Origin of the sequence: Ferrimonas marina, assembly GCF_900129905.1 — a bacterium.
Taxonomy (GTDB): Bacteria; Pseudomonadota; Gammaproteobacteria; order Enterobacterales; family Shewanellaceae; genus Ferrimonas; species Ferrimonas marina.
In genome coordinates this window covers 108,736-127,155 of record NZ_FQXG01000011.1, presented here as the reverse complement: position 1 = coordinate 127,155, position 18,420 = coordinate 108,736, and the positions used below count along the sequence as shown (strand labels likewise).

Annotated in this window: 19 protein-coding genes; 5 read left to right on the top strand and 14 right to left on the bottom strand. The window is 61.7% G+C overall.

From position 1 onward, the window contains the following. Positions 1-19 precede the first annotated feature (19 nt). Positions 20-598, bottom strand: coding sequence for an RNA polymerase sigma factor RpoE (gene rpoE / locus BUC04_RS21835; RefSeq protein WP_067662195.1), 579 nt, complete (start codon positions 596-598; stop codon positions 20-22). Between the two features lie 396 nt (positions 599-994). On the opposite strand from rpoE, the gene nadB reads away from it, so the two are divergent. Next, complete coding sequence (gene nadB / locus BUC04_RS21830; RefSeq protein ID WP_067662198.1) at positions 995-2,605, top strand: L-aspartate oxidase; 1,611 nt, start codon at positions 995-997, stop codon at positions 2,603-2,605. On the opposite strand, the gene BUC04_RS23805 is transcribed toward nadB, so the two are convergent. The 10 genes from BUC04_RS23805 to rppH form a co-directional block, all read right to left on the bottom strand. Then, the gene (locus BUC04_RS23805; RefSeq protein WP_143165841.1) at positions 2,554-2,994 is read right to left on the bottom strand and encodes a protein YgfX; all 441 of its coding nucleotides are present in this window, start codon (positions 2,992-2,994) and stop codon (positions 2,554-2,556) included. The two genes, nadB and BUC04_RS23805, sit on opposite strands and share 52 nt — an antisense overlap. Then, the gene (locus tag BUC04_RS21825) at positions 2,975-3,232 is read right to left on the bottom strand and encodes an FAD assembly factor SdhE (protein WP_067662201.1); all 258 of its coding nucleotides are present in this window, start codon (positions 3,230-3,232) and stop codon (positions 2,975-2,977) included. Before BUC04_RS21825 ends, BUC04_RS23805 begins: the two co-directional genes overlap by 20 nt. 39 nt (positions 3,233-3,271) lie before the next feature. Then, entirely contained in the window at positions 3,272-4,471 is a 1,200-nt protein-coding gene (locus BUC04_RS21820) for a Bcr/CflA family multidrug efflux MFS transporter (RefSeq protein WP_067662204.1), read from the bottom strand. A gap of 63 nt (positions 4,472-4,534) precedes the next feature. Continuing rightward, on the bottom strand, positions 4,535-5,446 hold the full coding sequence (gene nhaR, locus BUC04_RS21815; RefSeq protein ID WP_067662207.1) for a transcriptional activator NhaR: 912 nt from the start codon (positions 5,444-5,446) through the stop codon (positions 4,535-4,537). Between the two features lie 12 nt (positions 5,447-5,458). Beyond that, positions 5,459-5,839 carry a hypothetical protein gene (locus tag BUC04_RS21810; protein ID WP_073326150.1) on the bottom strand — a complete coding sequence of 127 codons (381 nt, stop codon included), beginning with the start codon at positions 5,837-5,839 and terminating at the stop codon, positions 5,459-5,461. A gap of 28 nt (positions 5,840-5,867) precedes the next feature. Next, complete coding sequence (gene nhaA, locus BUC04_RS21805; RefSeq protein ID WP_067662212.1) at positions 5,868-7,040, bottom strand: Na+/H+ antiporter NhaA; 1,173 nt, start codon at positions 7,038-7,040, stop codon at positions 5,868-5,870. A gap of 122 nt (positions 7,041-7,162) precedes the next feature. After that, positions 7,163-7,996 (bottom strand): thymidylate synthase, encoded by an 834-nt coding sequence (locus BUC04_RS21800; protein WP_067662215.1) that lies wholly within the window; start codon positions 7,994-7,996, stop codon positions 7,163-7,165. Continuing rightward, positions 7,993-8,787 carry a prolipoprotein diacylglyceryl transferase gene (gene lgt / locus BUC04_RS21795; RefSeq protein WP_067662218.1) on the bottom strand — a complete coding sequence of 265 codons (795 nt, stop codon included), beginning with the start codon at positions 8,785-8,787 and terminating at the stop codon, positions 7,993-7,995. The genes BUC04_RS21800 and lgt overlap by 4 nt, the downstream gene beginning before the upstream one ends. Positions 8,788-8,868: 81 nt before the next feature. Beyond that, positions 8,869-11,091 (bottom strand): phosphoenolpyruvate--protein phosphotransferase, encoded by a 2,223-nt coding sequence (ptsP, locus tag BUC04_RS21790; protein WP_067662221.1) that lies wholly within the window; start codon positions 11,089-11,091, stop codon positions 8,869-8,871. Then, complete coding sequence (gene rppH, locus BUC04_RS21785) at positions 11,088-11,630, bottom strand: RNA pyrophosphohydrolase (protein WP_067662224.1); 543 nt, start codon at positions 11,628-11,630, stop codon at positions 11,088-11,090. Before rppH ends, ptsP begins: the two co-directional genes overlap by 4 nt. Positions 11,631-12,255: 625 nt before the next feature. Between rppH and mutH the strand changes: the two genes are divergently transcribed. Both mutH and BUC04_RS21775 read left to right on the top strand, forming a co-directional pair. After that, positions 12,256-12,924: a DNA mismatch repair endonuclease MutH gene (gene mutH, locus BUC04_RS21780; protein ID WP_067662227.1), complete on the top strand. Its 669-nt coding sequence runs from the start codon at positions 12,256-12,258 to the stop codon at positions 12,922-12,924. 184 nt (positions 12,925-13,108) lie between these two features. Next, a complete protein-coding gene (locus BUC04_RS21775) occupies positions 13,109-14,125 on the top strand; it encodes an adenylate/guanylate cyclase domain-containing protein (RefSeq protein WP_082766748.1) in 1,017 nt (338 codons plus the stop codon). Between the two features lie 63 nt (positions 14,126-14,188). Here BUC04_RS21775 and BUC04_RS21770 read toward each other — a convergent pair whose 3' ends face one another. The 3 genes from BUC04_RS21770 to BUC04_RS21760 all read right to left on the bottom strand — a co-directional run bounded on the left by BUC04_RS21770 (position 14,189) and on the right by BUC04_RS21760 (position 17,199). Further along, on the bottom strand, positions 14,189-15,088 hold the full coding sequence (locus BUC04_RS21770) for a hydrogen peroxide-inducible genes activator (protein WP_067662233.1): 900 nt from the start codon (positions 15,086-15,088) through the stop codon (positions 14,189-14,191). A gap of 93 nt (positions 15,089-15,181) precedes the next feature. Further along, positions 15,182-15,793, bottom strand: coding sequence for a 5'-deoxynucleotidase (gene yfbR, locus BUC04_RS21765; protein ID WP_067662236.1), 612 nt, complete (start codon positions 15,791-15,793; stop codon positions 15,182-15,184). Between the two features lie 68 nt (positions 15,794-15,861). Continuing rightward, positions 15,862-17,199, bottom strand: a complete 1,338-nt coding sequence (locus tag BUC04_RS21760) for a histidine kinase (RefSeq protein ID WP_067662239.1) — start codon at positions 17,197-17,199, stop codon at positions 15,862-15,864. Positions 17,200-17,428: 229 nt separating this feature from the next. On the opposite strand from BUC04_RS21760, the gene BUC04_RS21755 reads away from it, so the two are divergent. Together BUC04_RS21755 and BUC04_RS21750 are read left to right on the top strand one after the other, a co-directional pair. Then, a complete protein-coding gene (locus tag BUC04_RS21755; RefSeq protein WP_067662242.1) occupies positions 17,429-17,947 on the top strand; it encodes an RNA polymerase sigma factor in 519 nt (172 codons plus the stop codon). After that, a complete protein-coding gene (locus tag BUC04_RS21750; RefSeq protein WP_067662245.1) occupies positions 17,944-18,411 on the top strand; it encodes a hypothetical protein in 468 nt (155 codons plus the stop codon). The genes BUC04_RS21755 and BUC04_RS21750 overlap by 4 nt, the downstream gene beginning before the upstream one ends. Positions 18,412-18,420 lie beyond the last annotated feature (9 nt).

Sequence of the window (18,420 nt, the reverse complement as noted above, 5' to 3'; positions counted from 1 at the left end):
GTTCACCTATAGCTTCAAATTACCGCTCGATCAGCGGCTGGATCTTTTTGTCGATGGCTTCTCGAGCGCGGAAGATCCGCGACCGGACCGTGCCCACGGGGCAGTCCATCACCGCAGCAATCTCCTCGTAGCTCATGCCTTCAAGCTCACGCAGGGTGATTGCCACCTTTAACTCCTCCGGCAGACTTTCGATGGTGCTGTACACCATCTGCCGGATCTCCTCGGACAGCATCTGACGCTCGGGCGTTGCTACGTCCCGCAGCGCGTCTGCGCCCTCGTAAAATTCCGCTTCCTCGGCATCCACGTCGCTGGCCGGCGGTCGCCGCCCCTGGGACACCAGATAGTTCTTCGCTGTATTTACCGCAATCCGGTACAGCCAAGTATAAAACGCACTCTCGCCCCGGAAGTTGGGCAAAGAGCGATAGGCCTTGATGAATGCCTCTTGGGCCACATCGGCCACGTCGCCAGGATTCTTCACATAGCGGCCGATCAGGTTGGCCACCTTGTGTTGATATTTGACAACCAGCAGATTAAACGCCTGCTTGTCCCCCTGCTGAACGCGCTCGACCAATCGTTGATCACTAACCGGCTCACTCACTCGAGAGCTCTCTCCTACTGAAAAACCTGCTGATTTTGAGTTAACTCCTATCAAGCGCACTACATCAGACTACGGCTGGTTTGAAAAGTTCGTAATAAATTATGACCCAGCTCACAAATTGAACCGGAGGCAAAAAGAGGACGTGTATGGCGCCTGTTGCGCAGGCGGAACGCCAAGATCATGGGCCCAGTCGCGATGACTGACTGCGGCACGGCTCCCTGCGATGACCAGCCCGGCGCAGCGGCCTGGACAGGACGGCTCGCAAGCGTGCCACCGCAACCCCACAGGCTGGGCTTCAAGCTGCCCCAACATCGCGTCGATTGCGACTAAATACTTAACCTGACTGGGGTTAGGGGAGTACCATAGGTCACCCCCTACTGGATGACATGATAACGGATGACTCAAGGCGTTGAACACCACACCGACGTTCTGGTGATTGGCAGCGGTGCCGCAGGACTGACCCTGGCACTGAAGATGGCGAAACATGCCCGGGTGACGGTGATCGCCAAAAGCCAGCTCAAGGATGGCTCCACCTACTATGCCCAGGGGGGCATCGCCGCGGTGTTTGACGAGCAGGACACCATCGACTCCCATGTGGAAGACACCTTGGTGGCAGGGGCTGGGCTGTGTGACCGCACCGCGGTGGAATACACCGCACGGGAGGCGCGTTCGGCGCTGGAGTGGCTGATCCGCAAAGGGGCGGACTTCGATACCGAGACCGACAGCGAAGGCCACAGCCGCTACCACCTAACCCAGGAGGGGGGCCATAGCCACCGCCGTATCCTTCATGCCGCCGACGCCACCGGCAAAGAGGTGCAGCAAACCCTGCAGCAGCAAGCCCGACAACACCCCAACATCGTGGTGCTGGAGCGCTATAACGCGGTGGATCTGATCACCTCCGCCAAGCTCAGCCTGCCCGGGGAGAACCGGGTGCTGGGGGCCTACCTGTGGAATCGCCAGGCTGAGCGGGTGGAAACGGTGCACGCCGCCCACGTAGTGCTGGCCACCGGCGGGGCCTCCAAGGTGTACCAGTACACCTCCAACCCGGACGTGGCCTCCGGCGATGGCATCGCCATGGCCTGGCGGGCCGGCTGCCGGGTGGCCAACATGGAGTTCAACCAGTTCCACCCCACCTGCCTGTTCCACCCCCAGGCCCGCAACTTCCTGCTGACAGAGGCGCTTCGCGGCGAGGGCGCACTGCTGCGCCGCCCCGACGGCAGCCGCTTTATGCCCGAGGTGCACGAGCGGGCGGAGCTGGCGCCCCGGGACGTGGTTGCCCGGGCCATCGATTACGAGATGAAGAAGCTGGGCGCCGACTGCATGTTCCTGGACATCAGCCATAAGCCGGCGGAGTTCATCAAGAAGCACTTCCCCACCATCTACGACCGCTGTCTCGAGCTGGGCATCGACATCACCGCAGAGCCGATCCCGGTGGTGCCGGCGGCGCATTACACCTGTGGTGGGGTGATGACGGATCTCAACGGCGCCACCGATCTGCCCGGGCTCTATGCCATCGGCGAGGTGGCCTACACCGGCCTGCATGGTGCCAACCGGATGGCCTCCAACTCGCTACTGGAGTGCCTGGTGTTCGCCCGTGCCGCAGCGCGTCACATCAACCAGAGCCGGGCGGCACAGCGTCACCCGGAGGTCACCGCCCTGCCCCGCTGGGACGACAGCCAGGTGACTAACTCCGATGAACAGGTGGTGATTGCCCACAACTGGCACGAGCTGCGGCTGTTCATGTGGGACTACGTCGGCATCGTGCGCACCGATAAGCGACTGCAGCGGGCGCTACGCCGGGTGGAGATGCTCAAGGCGGAGATCCACCAGTACTACGCCGACTTCAAGATCAGCAATGATCTGCTGGAGCTGCGTAACCTGGTGCAGGTGGCGGAGCTCATTATCCGCAGCGCCATGGCCCGCAAGGAGAGCCGTGGCCTGCATTTTACCCTGGATCACCCGGACACCTTGCCGGAATCAGAACCAACGGTGCTCTCCCCCCGTTGAATCGCCAGCGTCAGGCGGCAGAGGCGGCGCCATTGCGCCTCATCGAAGCTGTCCTGGTGCCACCACTGCCAGCCGCCCGGCTGGCAGTGCAGTAACACCATCCCCGGCAGCAACCGGCTGCGAGCGCTGACCACAAAGCGTGAAGGTTCAGAGAGCCAACGCCCCTGCCCATCCTGATTCAACACAAACCCCCGGGGTTGCTGACCTCGCCCGCGCCACCAAAACAGCAGCACCATCAACGCCACACCGGCCTGCAGCAATAGCCAAAAGGGAGTGAGTGGCGTCGGCCACAGAGTCAGGGAAAACAGCAAAAAGAGGTAACCGGCAGCCCGGAGCCGGGCTGCCTGACGGGAAGGGGCGGGGATAAAACTAGGGGCGGTTGCGCTCAAGGATCAACGCCACCATGGCGGCCAGATCCGCATCCGGGCAGGCTTCGTGGCCCATAAACCAGGCAAACAGCTCCGGATCGTCGCAGCGCAGCAGGCGCTCAAAGTCGGCCTGTTGCTTGGCACTCAAGCCACTGTACTCCCGCTCAACAAAGGGCTCCAGCAGCACGTCCAGCTCCAGCATCCCGCGTCGACAGGCCCATTTCAGCCGCTTCACCACCTCATGGGTTTCACTCTGCATACTCTCTCCTTGGGCCGTGCCACGGCCTCTTATTACAGCTTATGTTTCCGTGTGTTCGATACTAGCACGGCGTTGCAGCACAAAGGTGGCAAACGCCGCCAGGGTAGACAGGGTCATGGCCAGCACCAGGGGCAAGGGGGTGCCTGAGTGAGCCAGGCTGACCAGGCCGCCGGCCAGGGCACCACCGGCGAAGCGCAAACAACCCCCCAGCGCCGCCACCGAGCCGCTGATGCGGGGCAACTGCTGCAGTGCCTGACTGGTGGAGTTGGCGGAGATGAGGCCAATGGGGCCGAAGATCAGCATCACCGGCACCACGATGGCCCAGAGTTGGTCGACCCCGACCAGGTGCAGACTGACCAGCAGCAGGGCCCCGGTGGTGCTCATGCCCAGGCCGTAGCGAAGCATGCGCTGGGTGCCGAGTCGGGCGACATAGCGGGCATTGAGGCTGGTCACCGCCATCATGGTCAGTACGTTAAGGCCAAACAGGTAGCCAAAATGTTGGGGCGCTACCTGGAAGTATTCGATGTAGACAAAGGGGGCGCCGGTGATAAAGGAGAACAGGGCGCAGGAGGAGAACACCCCCATCAACAGGTAGGCCATGCAGGTGCGGTGGCCCAGGATCTGGCGATAGCCCGACAGGGCACTGCGGATCCCCAGCGGCGGCCGGCCCTCCTTGGGCAGGGTCTCCCCCAGGGTGCGCCACAAGGCGACCAGCAAGACGGCCCCCATCAGCGCCAACAGGAAGAACAGGCTGCGCCAGCCCAGCGCCAGTAGCAGGTAGCCGCCCAGCAGCGGCGCCGCCAGGGGGGCCAGGGCCATCACCAGCATGGTGAAGCTGACCGCGCGGGCAAACTCATCGCCGGCAAACAGGTCACGCATCATGCCCATCAGCACCACCGAGCCACCGGCGCCACCCAGGGCCTGCAGCAGTCGACCCAGCAGCAGTTGATCCAGGCTGCCGGAGAAGGCACACACCAAGCTGCCTAGCACGAACAGACCGATGCCCAGCCACAGGATCGGCATGCGACCCACGCTGTCGGTGGCGGGGCCATAGAAGATCTGGCCAACCGAGAAGCCGATCAGGTAAACGCTGACACTGAACTGCACCTGCTCCACCGGCACCGCGAAATCGGATGCCAGGGTCGGGATCGCCGGAAGGTACATATCGATCGCCAGGGGCGTCAGGCCAGCCAGGGCCCCCAGCAATGCGATGATGATGGAATAGGAAGGTCGGGACACGCTACTGCTCTCATGAGTGTGCGTAGCATGTTCACCGGTTAGCGCATGATCTGCAAGCTTTAATCAGTCACGGGCCAGGCTGTTGGCCTCGATGCCTGCAAAGAAATCGGTGAAGTCCGCGTCCAGCAGGCGCTTCACCGCCGGGTGCTGGATCATCCGCTCTGCGAACATCACGTGGTACTCCTCGTGCACCTCTTCGGTCTGGCCGATCAGCACAAAGCCCCGGCCCAGGATCTCGTCCCGGTACAGGGTGGGCACCACAAACACCCCTTTGCTCAGGTGGGCAAAGGCTTTCATCATGGCGGCATCGTCGAACTCGCCCATGATGTGTGGCTCAAGACCAATCTCATCAAACCAGCGTAGCAGTTGTTGTCCCAGCGCCGTCTTGCGGTGCGGGATCAGCAGCTTGGCTTCTTTGAGGTTGGCTGGAAATTCCCCGTCCAGCGGCTCGGTAGAGACAAAACTGATGCCGCACTGGCCCAGTTTCTTGCTGAGGATCTCGGGGTATTTCAGGGATTCGGAGTCGGAACCGGACAACACCATGTCCAGCTTGTGCTGGGACAGGCGCTCTATCAGGTCGACATCATTGGATTCGTAGCAGTTGAGATGGATGCTGCCGTCGTCCGGCACCACACTCAACAGCAGGCGACTGGCCATCGATTTGGACAGGGCATCGGAGGTGCCTACCTCAAACAGAATGGAGCTGTCGCGGTTGTAATTCAAAAGGTCCAGCATCTCGTAGGAGAGGCTGTACATCTTGTCCGCATAGCGGAACACCACCTCACCGAGTTCGGAGGTCACCAGTTGGCGGCCTTGTCGCTTGAACAGCTTGCCACCGAGGCGCTGCTCCAGCTGTCGGATCTGACCTGTGACGGTCTGAGGGGTAAGAAAAAGGGCCTCGGCGGCCTTAGCCACCGAGCCTTTCTTGCGAACCATCCAGAAGTAATACAGATGGTTGTAATTGAGATGCGCCATCCAATCTCTCGCTTATTGGCAGGCCATCAAGGCCATCAGAGCCTGTTGCAGGTCCTTCTGGGTATTGAGAGAGCCGGCCGCAACCAGCTCATCCAGTGCCAATACCAGTTGGTCCCGCTCAGGCTTTTGCTGTTCGCAGATCGCCTGATTGGCCTGCTTGAAGCGTTTTCCACTGCGGTATTTCAGGGCTCGCTCAGACAGGGTGCTGGTCGCCATCGGTTGAGGCTGAACCAGCGCCCCCATCGCCAAGGCACCGTCCACAGCGCCCTCCAGGTAGGCAAGGCAATGCGAACTGCGTGGCTTCTCCTGGCATTGAACCAGGTTGATGTCACTCGCCCAGGCTGGCGGCATCGCTACCGCCAGCATCAACAACAATCCCTTTGTTTTGCACATAATCCCTCACGCAGTGGTGCTTGAAAGCTTAGGCTTTTTTCTCGTCCAGGGTCGCCTTCAGGGTGAAGTAACCCAGCAGAGCGGCAATACCAGAGCCCATCAGGATGCCCAGGCGAGACAGGTCACCGTAGTTCCCAGCGCTCGGGTCGAACGACAGGGAGGAGATGAACATCGCCATGGTAAAGCCGATGGCACACAGCATGGAGACACCGAACAGGTGCTTCCAGTTGATGCCTTCCGGCAGGGAAGCCATCTTCAGCTTCACGGCCAGCCAGGAGAAGCCCAGGATGCCCACCGGCTTACCGATCAGCAGACCCAGCGCGATGCCCATCGGCACGGCAGCAGTCAGGTCGCCCAGGGACATACCAGACAGACTAACACCGGCATTGGCGAAGGCGAAGATCGGCAGGATCACGAAGGCACTCCAGGGGTGCAGCGCGTGCTCCAGGTGCTCGCTCGGGCAGTGGCCGTGCTCATCTTTCTTCAGCGGGATGGTGAAGGCCAGAACCACACCAGCCAGGGTGGCGTGAACGCCAGACTTCAGTACCGCTACCCACAGCACCAGACCGATCAGCATGTAAGGCGCCAGGTCCCGGACACCGCGACGGTTCAGGGCAAACAGGGCAAACACGGCCGCAGCGGCAACCGCCAGGCTGGTGGCAGACAGGGAGTCGCTGTAGAACAGCGCGATGATCAGGATCGCCAGAAGGTCATCGATGATGGCCAGGGCCAGCAGGAAGATCTTCAGGGCCGCCGGTACGCGGCTACCCAGCAGGGCCAGAACACCCAGGGCAAACGCGATGTCGGTGGCCGCCGGGATCGCCCAACCGTTAGCAGCAACGGCGTCGGCGTGGTTGAAGGCCAGGTAAACCAGGGCCGGAGCCACCATGCCGCCGATAGCAGCAAAGGTCGGCAGCGCGGCTTTGTCGGCGCTAGACAGGGCGCCTTGCAGCAACTCGCGCTTTACTTCCAGGCCAATCAACAGGAAGAAGAACGCCATCAGCAGATCGTTGATCCACAGCAGGGCGGTCTTATCGATGTCCAGGGCGCCAATGCGAACCTGTACAGGCGCATTCAGAAAGGCGTCATAAAAGCCGTCGAGCGGCGAGTTGGCCAGAGTCATGGCGATGGCCACGGCGATCATCAGCAGGATGCCGCCGGACGATTCCTGACTCAGGAAGTTTTTAATTGCGTGCTTCATACACTCCTCCAAGGATTAACAGAAGGAGTGTAGTCGGGTGTAATTGAATGAGAAAATCGTTTCTTTCTCAAACTATGCTCGAGATTACCGAGTTGTGAACCAGATCACGCCGAAATCCCAGTTTAGATAGCAACCGGTGCCGGAATATGTGGCTGGGCGGAATAATCCTTCAATTCAAAGTCTTCGAAACGATATTCAAAGATAGAAGCGGGCTTGCGCAGCAGCGCCAGGGTTGGCAGGGGGCCCGGAGTGCGGCTCAACTGGGTCCGAACCTGGTCAAAGTGATTGTGGTAAATATGCACATCACCGCCGCTCCAGATGAACTCCCCCACCTCCAGATCACACTGCTGAGCCAGCATATGGGTCAGCAGGGCGTAGCTGGGGATGTTGAAGGCCAGGCCGAGGAAGCAATCCACCGAGCGCTGGGTCAGCATGCAGGAGAGCTTGCCGTTGGCCACATAGAACTGGATAAAGGCATGACAGGGGGCCAGGGCCATCCGCCCCTGGGCCACGTTCTGTTGCGGCGAGATCCCCTCATCCGGTAGATCCGACGGGTTCCAGGCGGACACGATGATGCGACGGCTGGTGGGGCGGGTCTTGAGATCCTCCACCACCTTGGCGATCTGGTCCACCTCGGTGCCGTCCGGACGCTGCCAGTGACGCCACTGCACTCCGTAGACCGGGCCCAACTCGCCCTCGTCGGTGGCCCACTCGTTCCAGATCCGCACCCCGTTCTCCTGCAGGTAACGGACGTTGGTGTCGCCGCTGATAAACCACAGCATCTCGTGAACGATGGATTTCCAGTGCAGCTTCTTGGTGGTGAGCATGGGGAAGCCCTCACTCAGGTCAAAGCGCATCTGATGCCCAAACACCGAGCGGGTACCGGTACCGGTTCGATCGCCACGGTCAACGCCGTGGGTCATCACATGGTCAAGCAGGCTCAGGTAGGTCTTCATGCGCTCTTCTCCTGTTTGGTGGGACGCAACATCAGGTACAGGCCGAAGGCCAGCATCGGCACGCAGAGCACCTGGCCCATGGTCATGCCCAGGTAGATCCCCATGTGGGCATCCGGTTCACGGACAAACTCCACCAGGAAGCGAGACAGGCCATAGCCCACCAGGAACAGGCCGGACACCGCACCGGGCTTCTTACTGCGCTTGGACAGCCACCACAGGGCGATAAACAGCACCAGTCCTTCGAGGAAGGCCTCGTACAGCTGGGAGGGGTGACGGGGCAGCGGCCCGGCACCGGGGAAAACGATGCCCCAGGGGGCGTCAGTGGTGCGGCCCCACAGCTCGGCGTTGATGAAGTTGCCGATGCGACCCAGTCCCAGGCCCACCGGAATGGTGGGGGCCACCAGGTCCGACACCTGCCAGAAGCTGCGGCCCATCTTACGGGCCTGGTAGAGCATCGCGATGATCACCCCCAGCAGACCGCCGTGGAACGACATGCCGCCGTCGGTGATCTTGAACAGATAGAGGGGATCCTGCAGCAGCCACTGCCAGCCATAGAACAGCACGTAGCCCAGGCGGCCACCGAGAATGACCCCCACAAAGCAGTAGAACAGCAGGTCGGAAACCTGGTCACGGGTCCAGCCGGAGCCGGGCTTGTCGGCGTGGCGGTTGAGCAACCACAGCGCCGCCAGGAAGCCCAGCAGGTACATCATGCCGTACCAGCGCAGGGCCAGGGGTCCGATCTCGACAATGATGGGATCGATCTGGGGAAAGGTGAACCAAGGTTCAGACATGCAACACCTTGCGAAAGCGCAAAAAAGATGGGCACTAGGATAAAGAGATCGGGGGTCTTCGGCAACGCCTGGGAGCTGCCGTCAGCGGCTGAGTTTATCCAGTGGCGGCTGGCTTAGCTGGGCCGACAGACAGGCCCGTACCTCGCTGCTGTCCCGGGCCGACAGCAGCGACTGACGCAGCGCCGCCAGTTGATTGAGCTCCAGGTGGCGGATCAGGTAGTGCACCGCCCCCAGGGCATTGGCGTTCATGCTCAGGTGACGGTAGCCCAGTGCCAGCAGCATCAGGGCGCCGGGCACCTCGGAGGCCAGCTCGCCACAGAGGCCGAAGCGATGGCCACGGCACTGGCGGGCGATGCTGTCCAGCGCCGCCACCACCGCCGGATGGAAGCTGTCGTACTGCTCCCCCACCTGGGCATTGTTGCGATCCACCGCCAACAGGTACTGGGTCAGGTCGTTGCTGCCCACCGAGATGAAGTCCAACTCCGGCAGCCAGGTGCTCAGCTGGAATACCGCCGCCGGCACCTCCACCATGATCCCCAGCGGCGGTGTCGGCACCGGCTGGGCCAGCTCCTGGGTCAGCTCCGCCACCGCCTGATTCAGCAAGCGTCGGCATTGTCGGATCTCATCCAGGTGGGCCACCATGGGCACCATGATCTGCAGATTGCCCACCACCAGGTTGGCCTTGAGCAGCGCCCGAAGTTGGCCCAGGAACAGTTCCGGGTGATCCAGCGACACCCGAACCCCGCGCCAGCCCAGGAAGGGGTTGTCCTCGCGGATGGGCAGGTAGGGCAAGGGCTTGTCGCCGCCCACGTCCAGCGTGCGGATCACCACCGGCTTCTCCGGCGCCTGTTGCAACACCTTGAGGTAGTAGCGCTCCTGCTGCTGCTCGGTGGGGAACTGGCTGAACGACATAAACAGCGCCTCGGTGCGGAACAGGCCGATACCGCCCACCCCGGCCTGGCCGAGGATCTCAAACTCCGGGTGCAGATCCGCATTGACCTGCAGCGACACCGCCATCCCATCCTCACTGGTACAGGGCAGGCTCAGGCCCTGCTGCAGATCCGCCTGGCGCTGCTCACGGCTGCGCTGGATCAAGCGGTACTGCTTCACCAGGGCGGTATCCGGATCGATCCAGAACTGTCCCTCCAGTGCATCCAGCAGCAGCGGCTTATCACTCAGCTGCGACAAGCGCGCACCATCCACCGCCACCAATGCCGGGATCCCCATCGCCCGGGCCAGGATGGCGGCATGGGAATTGACCCCACCCCGCAGGCTGATCAAGCCCGCCAGGCGCTCGGGCGGCACCTCCGCCAGCATGGTGGCGGTGATCTCCCGCGCCACCAGGATAATCGGGTGACCCTCCTGCTGCAGCGCCTCATCGCGCCGGGCCAGCTGGTCCAGCACCCGCTGGCCCAGGTCTCGAATGTCGGCGGCCCGCTCCCGCAGGTAGAGATCCTCCATCGCCTCGAAGCGGCGCACCGTATCCAGCACCACGGCACACACCGCGGTCTCCGCCCGCCAGCCGCGCTGGCAATGCTGCTCCAGCCCACGACGCAGGGTCTTGTCCGTTAGCAACAGTTGGAAGCTGTCGAAGATCTGGTGGCCCTCCTGGCCCAGCTCTTCCCCCAGCCGCAACGCCAGCACCTGCAACTCCTCGGCGGTGCGCTCCAGCGCCTTGGTCAGTCGGGTCCACTCCCGCTCAGGGTGATCGCTGCGTTTGGGGGCTTGATTGAGGTCGACCCGGGGACGGGCCAGGCGGCTGCGGGCGATGGCGATACCCGGGGCCGCGCAGAGGGCAGAGAAATGCTGTTGACGACGCTGGAAGGTGCGGGTCAGGGCCCGCTCGCGCAGCTCTGGCGCCAGTTGCGAGGCCAGGGTTATGACGAACGACTCCTCCTCCTCGCTGAACTGGCGGGCGATGCATTGCTGCACCGTCAACACCCCCACCAGTTTGCGGCGGTGGATCAGCGGGACCGCCAGGAAGGCGCGGAAGGCGTCCTCCTGGGCTTCGGGCAATCGTTTGAAGGCGGGGTGGGCGGGGGCATCCGCCAGGTTGAGGATCTCTTCTCGCTGGGCCACGGTGCCGACGATCCCCTCGCCGACCTGCAGCCGCGCCTGCCCCACCGCATCGGGGCTGAGCCCCTTGGTGGCGCAGAGCACCAATCCCTTGCCGTCCTGCAGGTATAAGGAACAACAATCGGCCTGCATCGCGTCCCGGGTTAAGCTCACCAGCTTATCGACGGAACGCTCCACCGTCTCCGCTTGAGACACTCTCTGGACGATGTGGCGCAGGGTATGGATCATCGGTTGCGTCGTCGGCGTCGCGGTCGGCCGCCTTCCGGTTTCCCTTTGAACGGTGTGGACTGCTGGCCGTTAAGCGCAGTCACGGTAAATTCATTCAGTACTTTACGGTAGACCTCTCGCTTAAAAGAGACCACCTGCCGTACCGGATACCAATAGCTCACCCAGCGCCAGTCATCGAATTCGGGATGACCACTGGCGGCCAGGTCGATCCGGGATTCCGCCCCGGTCAGCTGCAGCAGGAACCATTTCTGCTTTTGTCCGATGCACACCGGCTTACTGTCCTGACGCACGAGGCGCTTGGGTAAGCGGTAGCGCAACCAGGAGCGGCTGCGGGCCAGGATGCGCACATCCTCGCGCTTCAGCCCCACCTCCTCAAACAGCTCGCGATACATCGCTTGCTCCGGGGATTCACCTTCGTTCACCCCACCTTGAGGAAATTGCCAGGAGTGTTGGCCGTAGCGGCGAGCCCACAACACCTGACCCTGACGGTTGCAGATGATGATCCCGACGTTGGCTCGAAAGCCGTCGTTATCGATCACGCGTTATTCCGATTTAATTCGTAACTTGTTGGGATTGTTCCACAAAGGCCAAGCCGCAGCAAACCTCAGCACGGGAGCGGGATCGCAGAAGTTATAAACAGAAGATATCCACCAACTCTGTGGATAACGAGGTGAATAAGTCGGAAAATCGTGGATATATCCCGATTGAGTCGATACCCCACTTGGGGAAAACCGAGAAAACCAGCAACTTAATCCATAAAAAACAGAGATTTAATAACTTACCGCTCGGATGAAGTTATTCAACAACATGGATCGGTCACTTTCCGACCAGGTGGATAAAATTCCCATAATTCCCACAGCCTCCCCTGCCTTATCCACAATTAGCGGATTCGAACCACGCATGAACGGGATTACTCGACCTGTAATGACCCCTCTTGAGGCAGTTATCCCAGCAACTTGTGGATGAAGATGTGCAAAACCACGGAAAACCCCTTATCCACTGTGTACCAAGCTCAGAACATGGTGTAGAGATATGAGTTTTTAATCATAATTTTCATAAAGTTAGCTCTATAAATGCGATGTTGATAACTTACCTCCTTCGCGACTGTCGATCTTTTCACCAGGGCCGCTGGTGCCCCCCGACGCCGCACCGTACAATGGCGCCATGCAGATCCCACCTCCCATCAGCCAGGCACAGTTGCTGGAGCGCGCCAACACCGTGGCGGGCTGGCAACTGGGTGAGCTGGCCCAGACCCTGGGCGTTGAAACCCCAACACACCTTCGTGCCCACAAGGGCTGGATCGGCCAGCTGCTCGAGCTCTGGCTGGGCGCCAGTGCCGGCTCCCGCCCGGAACCAGACTTCCCACAACTGGGGATCGAGTTGAAAACCATCCCGGTGGACAGCCAGGGCCGCCCGCTGGAGTCCACCTACATCTGCGTCGCGCCGCTGACCGGGCTACGGGGGCTGCGCTGGCAGGACTCAGTGGTGTGCCACAAGCTGTCCCATGTGTTGTGGATCCCGATCCAGGGGGATCGCCAGATCCTACCGGCGGAGCGGATCATTGGCATGCCGCTGCTGTGGCAACCCGACCCGCAGCAACAAGCCAGCCTGCGACGAGACTGGGAGGAGCTGACCGAGCAGATCGCCCTGGGCCAGGTGGAGCAGATCCGTGCTCACCAGGGGGAGGTGCTGCAGCTGCGCCCCAAGGCCGCCAATCGGCAAGCCCTGACCGAGGCGATCGGCCCCGATGGTGGTCGGATCCAGACCCTGCCCCGTGGCTTCTACCTGCGCTCCCGCTTTACCGGCGAATTGTTACGGCGTCATTTTCTTTGACCGGGATCATGCTATTCAAAGCATTAGTGTTGTTGGTCACTGGAGCTGAACACGCCAATTGATTACAATCCCGCTCCAACGTGCGTGAAAACCACCCCCTTTAACCCAACCAGCAGTACCAATCTTGCGAGCCGGCTACGAACTGAGAAAATTTGTCTTTGCGGTTGTGGCGTGGACATTGGCGATGGCTGCCTTTGTCTCGTTCCGTTACACCCAAAGTCCGGAAAGCCTGGGGTGGATCGTCACCAAGGCCGACATGGTGACCCTGAGTATCTACCTGGGCACTATCCTCGGCTGCCTGCACTGGCTCTCCAACCTGATCAGCACCACCAGTCCCATCCGTCGGATGAGCTACGTGGTGATCGTGATCTTCAAAGGCCTGTTCCTGCTGATCGGGGCCCTGGTTCTGATCAAGATCACCCTGTGGATCAACACCTGGACCCCGGCGCCTCACCTGGACCTGGAATACAACCAGCTGACCCAGAGCCTGCTTAACAGCGCCGCCACCCAGACCCTGGTGATCTACCTGGTGTGGGTGCGCCTCTGCCTGGCGTTCCTCGAGCAGATGGTGCTGCTGGTGGGCCAGCGCAACCTGATCAACATGGGCCTGGGTAAGTACCACCGCCCCCGGCAGGAGGAGCGGGTGTTCCTCTTTATCGACATGGTGGGCTCCACCGCCCACGCCGAGGCACTGGGAGACTATCGCTTCAGCCGCCTGGTTCAGGACTGCTTTGACCTGCTGTCCAGCTGCGTGCAGCGTCACCGCGGTGAGATCTACCGCTACATCGGTGATGCGGTGATGATCAGCTGGAAGATCCGCGAAGGCCAGGACATGGAGCGGGCGCTGTCGCTCTACTACAGCTTTGTGCAGATGCTGGAGTGGAACCAGCACTACTTCCAGGAGCAGTATGGCTTTGTCCCGCGCTTCAAGGGCGCGGCTCACGGCGGCAAGGTGATGACCGCGGTGGTCGGTGTGGATAAGCAGGAGATCAGCTACTTCTCCGACGTGCTCAATACCCTGGCGCGACTGCAGGACCAGTGCGGTCCGCTCAAGCGTGACCTGCTGGTATCCGGTCAGTACCTGGCGCTGCTGGGCGAGGAACCGGTCCACGAGTTCGAGTCCATCGGCCCGATGCGGCTCAAGGGCAAGCAGCAGGAAGTCGAGGTGTTCGCGGTCAACCCGCCCCCTTCGGTGATCTGAACCACAGACAAAAGAGACACAAAAAGGCCACCCTCTCGGGTGGCCTTGTTGTTTCCAGTGCCGTTACTTGGTCGGCAGCAGGGATTGTATCATCTGCCCCAGGGTGCGGAAGGTGCGCAGGCGGCTTGAGGTCTGGCGCCACACAAGGCCGATCTCCCGATAGGGGGCCTCGCCCGGCGGCTGGTACACCTGCAGCTCGGTGCTGTTGAGGATACCGGAGTCGATGGACATCTGCGGCAGGAAGGTGGTGCCCAGCTTGGAGTCCACCATCTGCACCAGGGTGTGCAGGCTGGTTGCGGCAAAGGGATTGATCTTGGTGCTGTTCTTCAGCTCACAGGCGCTGATGGCGTGGCCGGTGATGCAGTGCTCGCGCTGCAGCAGGAAGATGCTCTCATCCGGCATCTCGTCATACTCGATCGCCCCATCCACCGGCTGGTCCTTGTGGGCCACCAGCTTAAAGGGATCGATCCCCACGCTCATGCTATGGAAGCCACTGGTGTCCACCGGCAGGGCCAGCAGCAGCAGGTCCAGCTCGCCACTGCCCAGGGCGGCCATCAGGTTCTCGGTGGTGTCTTCCCGCAGCAGCAGGCTGAGACTGGGAAACTCCTTGCCCGCCTCTTTCACTACTCGGTTGAGCAGGAAGGGGGCAATGGTGGGGATGCAGCCCAGGCGGATGGTGCCGGCCATGGGTTCGCCGGCGCTGCGGGCCAGATCGGTCATCTCCTGCACCTCCGCCAGCAGGTGACGGGAGCGCCCCACCACCTCTTCGCCCAGCGCAGTGAACATGAAGGACTTATGGTCCCGCTCGATCAGCTGGCCTCCCAGCTGCTCTTCCAGGTTCTGGATCCCGGAGGAGAGGGTGGACTGGCTGACGTGGCAGGCCTTGGCGGCACGGTTAAAGTTCTGCTCCCGGTGCAGTTGCACCAGGTAGAACAGGTTTTTCAGGCTGGGCAGCTTACTCATGGCAAATCCGATTATGAAAAGGACGTTTGTGCGTTTATCTCACATTAGTCCCTCGGCTGTCCCGATCCGCCTCACACTTTTTTGCTCCGTGCCTCAGCTGGGCTCAAACGCCGCTTCCACCAGGTCATCGATGGTCATATGGAAGGCGGGGACAAAGTTGGCCATAAACCAGGCCACCTCAGGCAGGGTCTCGATGTAGGGCTGCAGCGCCGCCAGCACCTTGCGTTCCGTGCCTTCGAACTCGGTGTTGCCGGCCCGCAGCTCTGCCAGTGCCTTGGTGTAAGCGGAGAGCAGATCCGAGGCCTTAACGAAGCGGGCCATCTCGCCCTCCTCTTCGTGGCCGATCAACGGGCGATAGCTGGCCTGCAGGCTGGGGGGAATGGTGCCGATCAGCAACTCACTGGCGATCCCCTCCATCTCCCGGCACAGCTCCAGCATGCGCGGGGCGGAATACTTGATGCCGCTGTTAACGTCCTCGGTCAGCACCTCAGGGGCATCGTGGAACAGCGCCATTACCGCCAGCTTGTTCTCATCCAGTGGCGGCTTATCGGTAAAGACCTGGTTGCGGATCACCCCAAGGGCATGGGCAAACAGGGCCACCTGGAAGCTGTGCTCGGCGACGTTCTCGGCGCGGGTGGGGTTGGACTTGTTCCAGCGATGGACATTCTGCATGCGCGACAGCAGCGCAAAGAACACAGGTTGCATGGTGGACTCCTGAAGGAACGCTCAAGGTCTCAGTAGCATACCCTGAATTTATGACCCTTTTCTGCTGTTCAGGCGCAGCGTCTTGCCAGCGGCATCTTCAGCCTCAGCTGATTGGGCTCCCCTTCCTGGCTGACGGTAAAGTCCCAACCGTACTTGTCCGCCAGGCGGCGCACCAGCGGCAGGCCGGATTCGCTGCTGCGTTGGCTCTGCCAGCGCACCGGCCGCCACTGGGTCCGCTCCAGCTGCAACAGCAAGGCGCAGTGATCCCCCAGGCACTCCAGCTCCACCACCAGGGTGCTGCCGTGGGGGGCCTGGCGGATCCCCACCTCCAACAGGTTGTCCAGCATGCCGCGCATCACGCTCTCCGGGATGGCCACCACGCAGTCCCGCCGGGTCAGGGCGGTGGTCAGGGCCAGACCGCGTTGCTGGCTCAGCGGCGTCAGTCGCTCCAGCCCTCGCTCCAGCTGATCCGACACCGACAGGTAGGCACTGTCGCTGCGATTGGGCCGGCCCAGCTCCAGCTGCAGTTCGCGGATCCGCAGCAGCTGCTCAATCTTATTGAGCTGGTAACCCATGCGCGCCATCATCCCTTCCGGTTGCGCCATGGTCTCCCTGAGCTTATCCAGCACCTCAAAGCTCTCACTGAGCAGGGCTCGGTTCAGCTGCTGCTCCCGATCCACCCGGGCCTGTCCCTGCTCCATCGCCTGCTGCACATGATCGCGCAACTGGGCAAACTCCTGGGGACAGCGCTCCAGCGTCAAGTCTGACACCGCCACTCCCCGATCGAGCTGCTGCTGCACCTTTTTAAGCGGCCGCATCACCCAGTAACCATACAGTGCACTGGGCACGCCGATCCCCAGCGACCAGATCAGCAGGTACCAGTGCAGCCAGCCGGCAAACAGATGGCGGGAGACCTCGGCAGGGTGTTCCGCCGGATAGGCTACCTGGAACCAGGCGTCCAAATGCGGGACATAGAGGGAGTAAACCTGCCAGGGCTCACCATCCAGGCTTTGCAGGTCAAACCCCGCCTGGCTCAACTCCAGCCGCTGCCCCGGCAGGCAGGGGGTTTCGCTCAGGTCACGCAGGCAGACGCCATCGAACCAGACCTGGGCCCGCAGTACGTCCAGCATGTCCTTGTCCCCCATCCGCAGCTGCCAGTTAAAGCGCTGCTCGGTCGCCAGCAGGGTGAAGTGGGCAAACACCTCATCGATCGCCTGGTGGCGACTGGTCAGGTCATGCTGCTCCACCAGCCCGGCCAACAGGCGGGCACGCTGGGCTACGAAGGCATCCATGGTGGTGGTCTTATTGTGGATGGCCAGCAGATAGATCATCCCCAGCACCATAGAACCGCTAAGGAGCATCAGGGCCAGGAGGCCCAGCAGCAGCTGGTAGCGTAGTGACTTCATCTAGCCCTCCTGGTGTCTGGGGAAAAACGTCACAGTCTGCCACCAGACTGAACCAAGGTCAGGGACTCAGATCACTGTTCTTGATGCAAAATACAGCGAGAGCAGGACGCCTTTTCATCATTTGGGGTAGATTTTTAAGAAGCTGTTAAACCTTTCACTCAATAGCAACCGTCTAACCCTACACAGCCCCCAAAAGGAAGTGATCGTGCCGCAAGGAGCCATCAGCCCGATGCCAGAACCTCACCCAGACCCGGACCGGGCCTGGGTGATCGCCGCCCGCAATGGCGACGCCCTGGCGTTTGAGCAGCTTTACCGCCGCCACCATCGGCGCATCTACGCCCTCTGCCTGCGCTTAAGCGGTGGCAAAGGCCAGGCCGAGGACCATACCCAGGAGGTGTTTGTCCGCGCCTGGCAGAAGCTGGCGCAATACCGGGGCGAGGCCCAATTTGCCAGCTGGCTGCATCGCCTGGCCATCAATCTGGTGCTGGATCAGCAGCGCCGTCAGCGCTGGTGGCACAAGCTGGTGCCGCTGTCTGAGCAGCCGGAGCCCCAGGCGGCGGGGCCGGAGGATCACGGCATCGACCCGCTGCTGCCCTCCCTGCCTACCCGGCCCCGTCAGGTGTTCGTGTTGTTTGCCATCGAAGGCTACAGCCACAAGGAGGTGGGCCAGCTGCTGGGGATCAGCGAAGGGGCCAGCAAGGCCCATTACCACCGGGCCCGCCAACAACTTAAGGAGATGCTGCAATGAGCAAAGATCCCATCGAACGCCGGCTGCAGCAGACGCCGGACAACCTGGCCCCGCAGCGTGATCTCTGGCCGGAGATCAGCCAGCGGCTGCAACCGGCTTCACCGCGCACCGCCCCCTGGGCACTGGCCGCCAGCCTGCTGCTGGGAGTGGTGCTCGGCGGTGTCGGCGGCGTGCAGCTTAGCCAACCGGCGACGCCGAGCCTCCAGGTCGAGCCACTATTGATGGCGCTGCAGCAACAGCAGCAGTCGGAGCGGGCGCGCCTGCAGGCTCGCTATACCCACAGCATCAGCAACAACGCCGATCTGGCGCTGTTGCAGCAAGCCAGCGATGAGATCGCCCAGGCCCTGCTGGCCCAACCGGACAATACTGCGCTGCTGGAGATGCTGCTATGGGCCCAGCAGCGTGAAATAGAGATATTGGAACAACAACTTAGAACCTCAACCCCGGCATCCCGGATGCTGTAAGGAGCAATT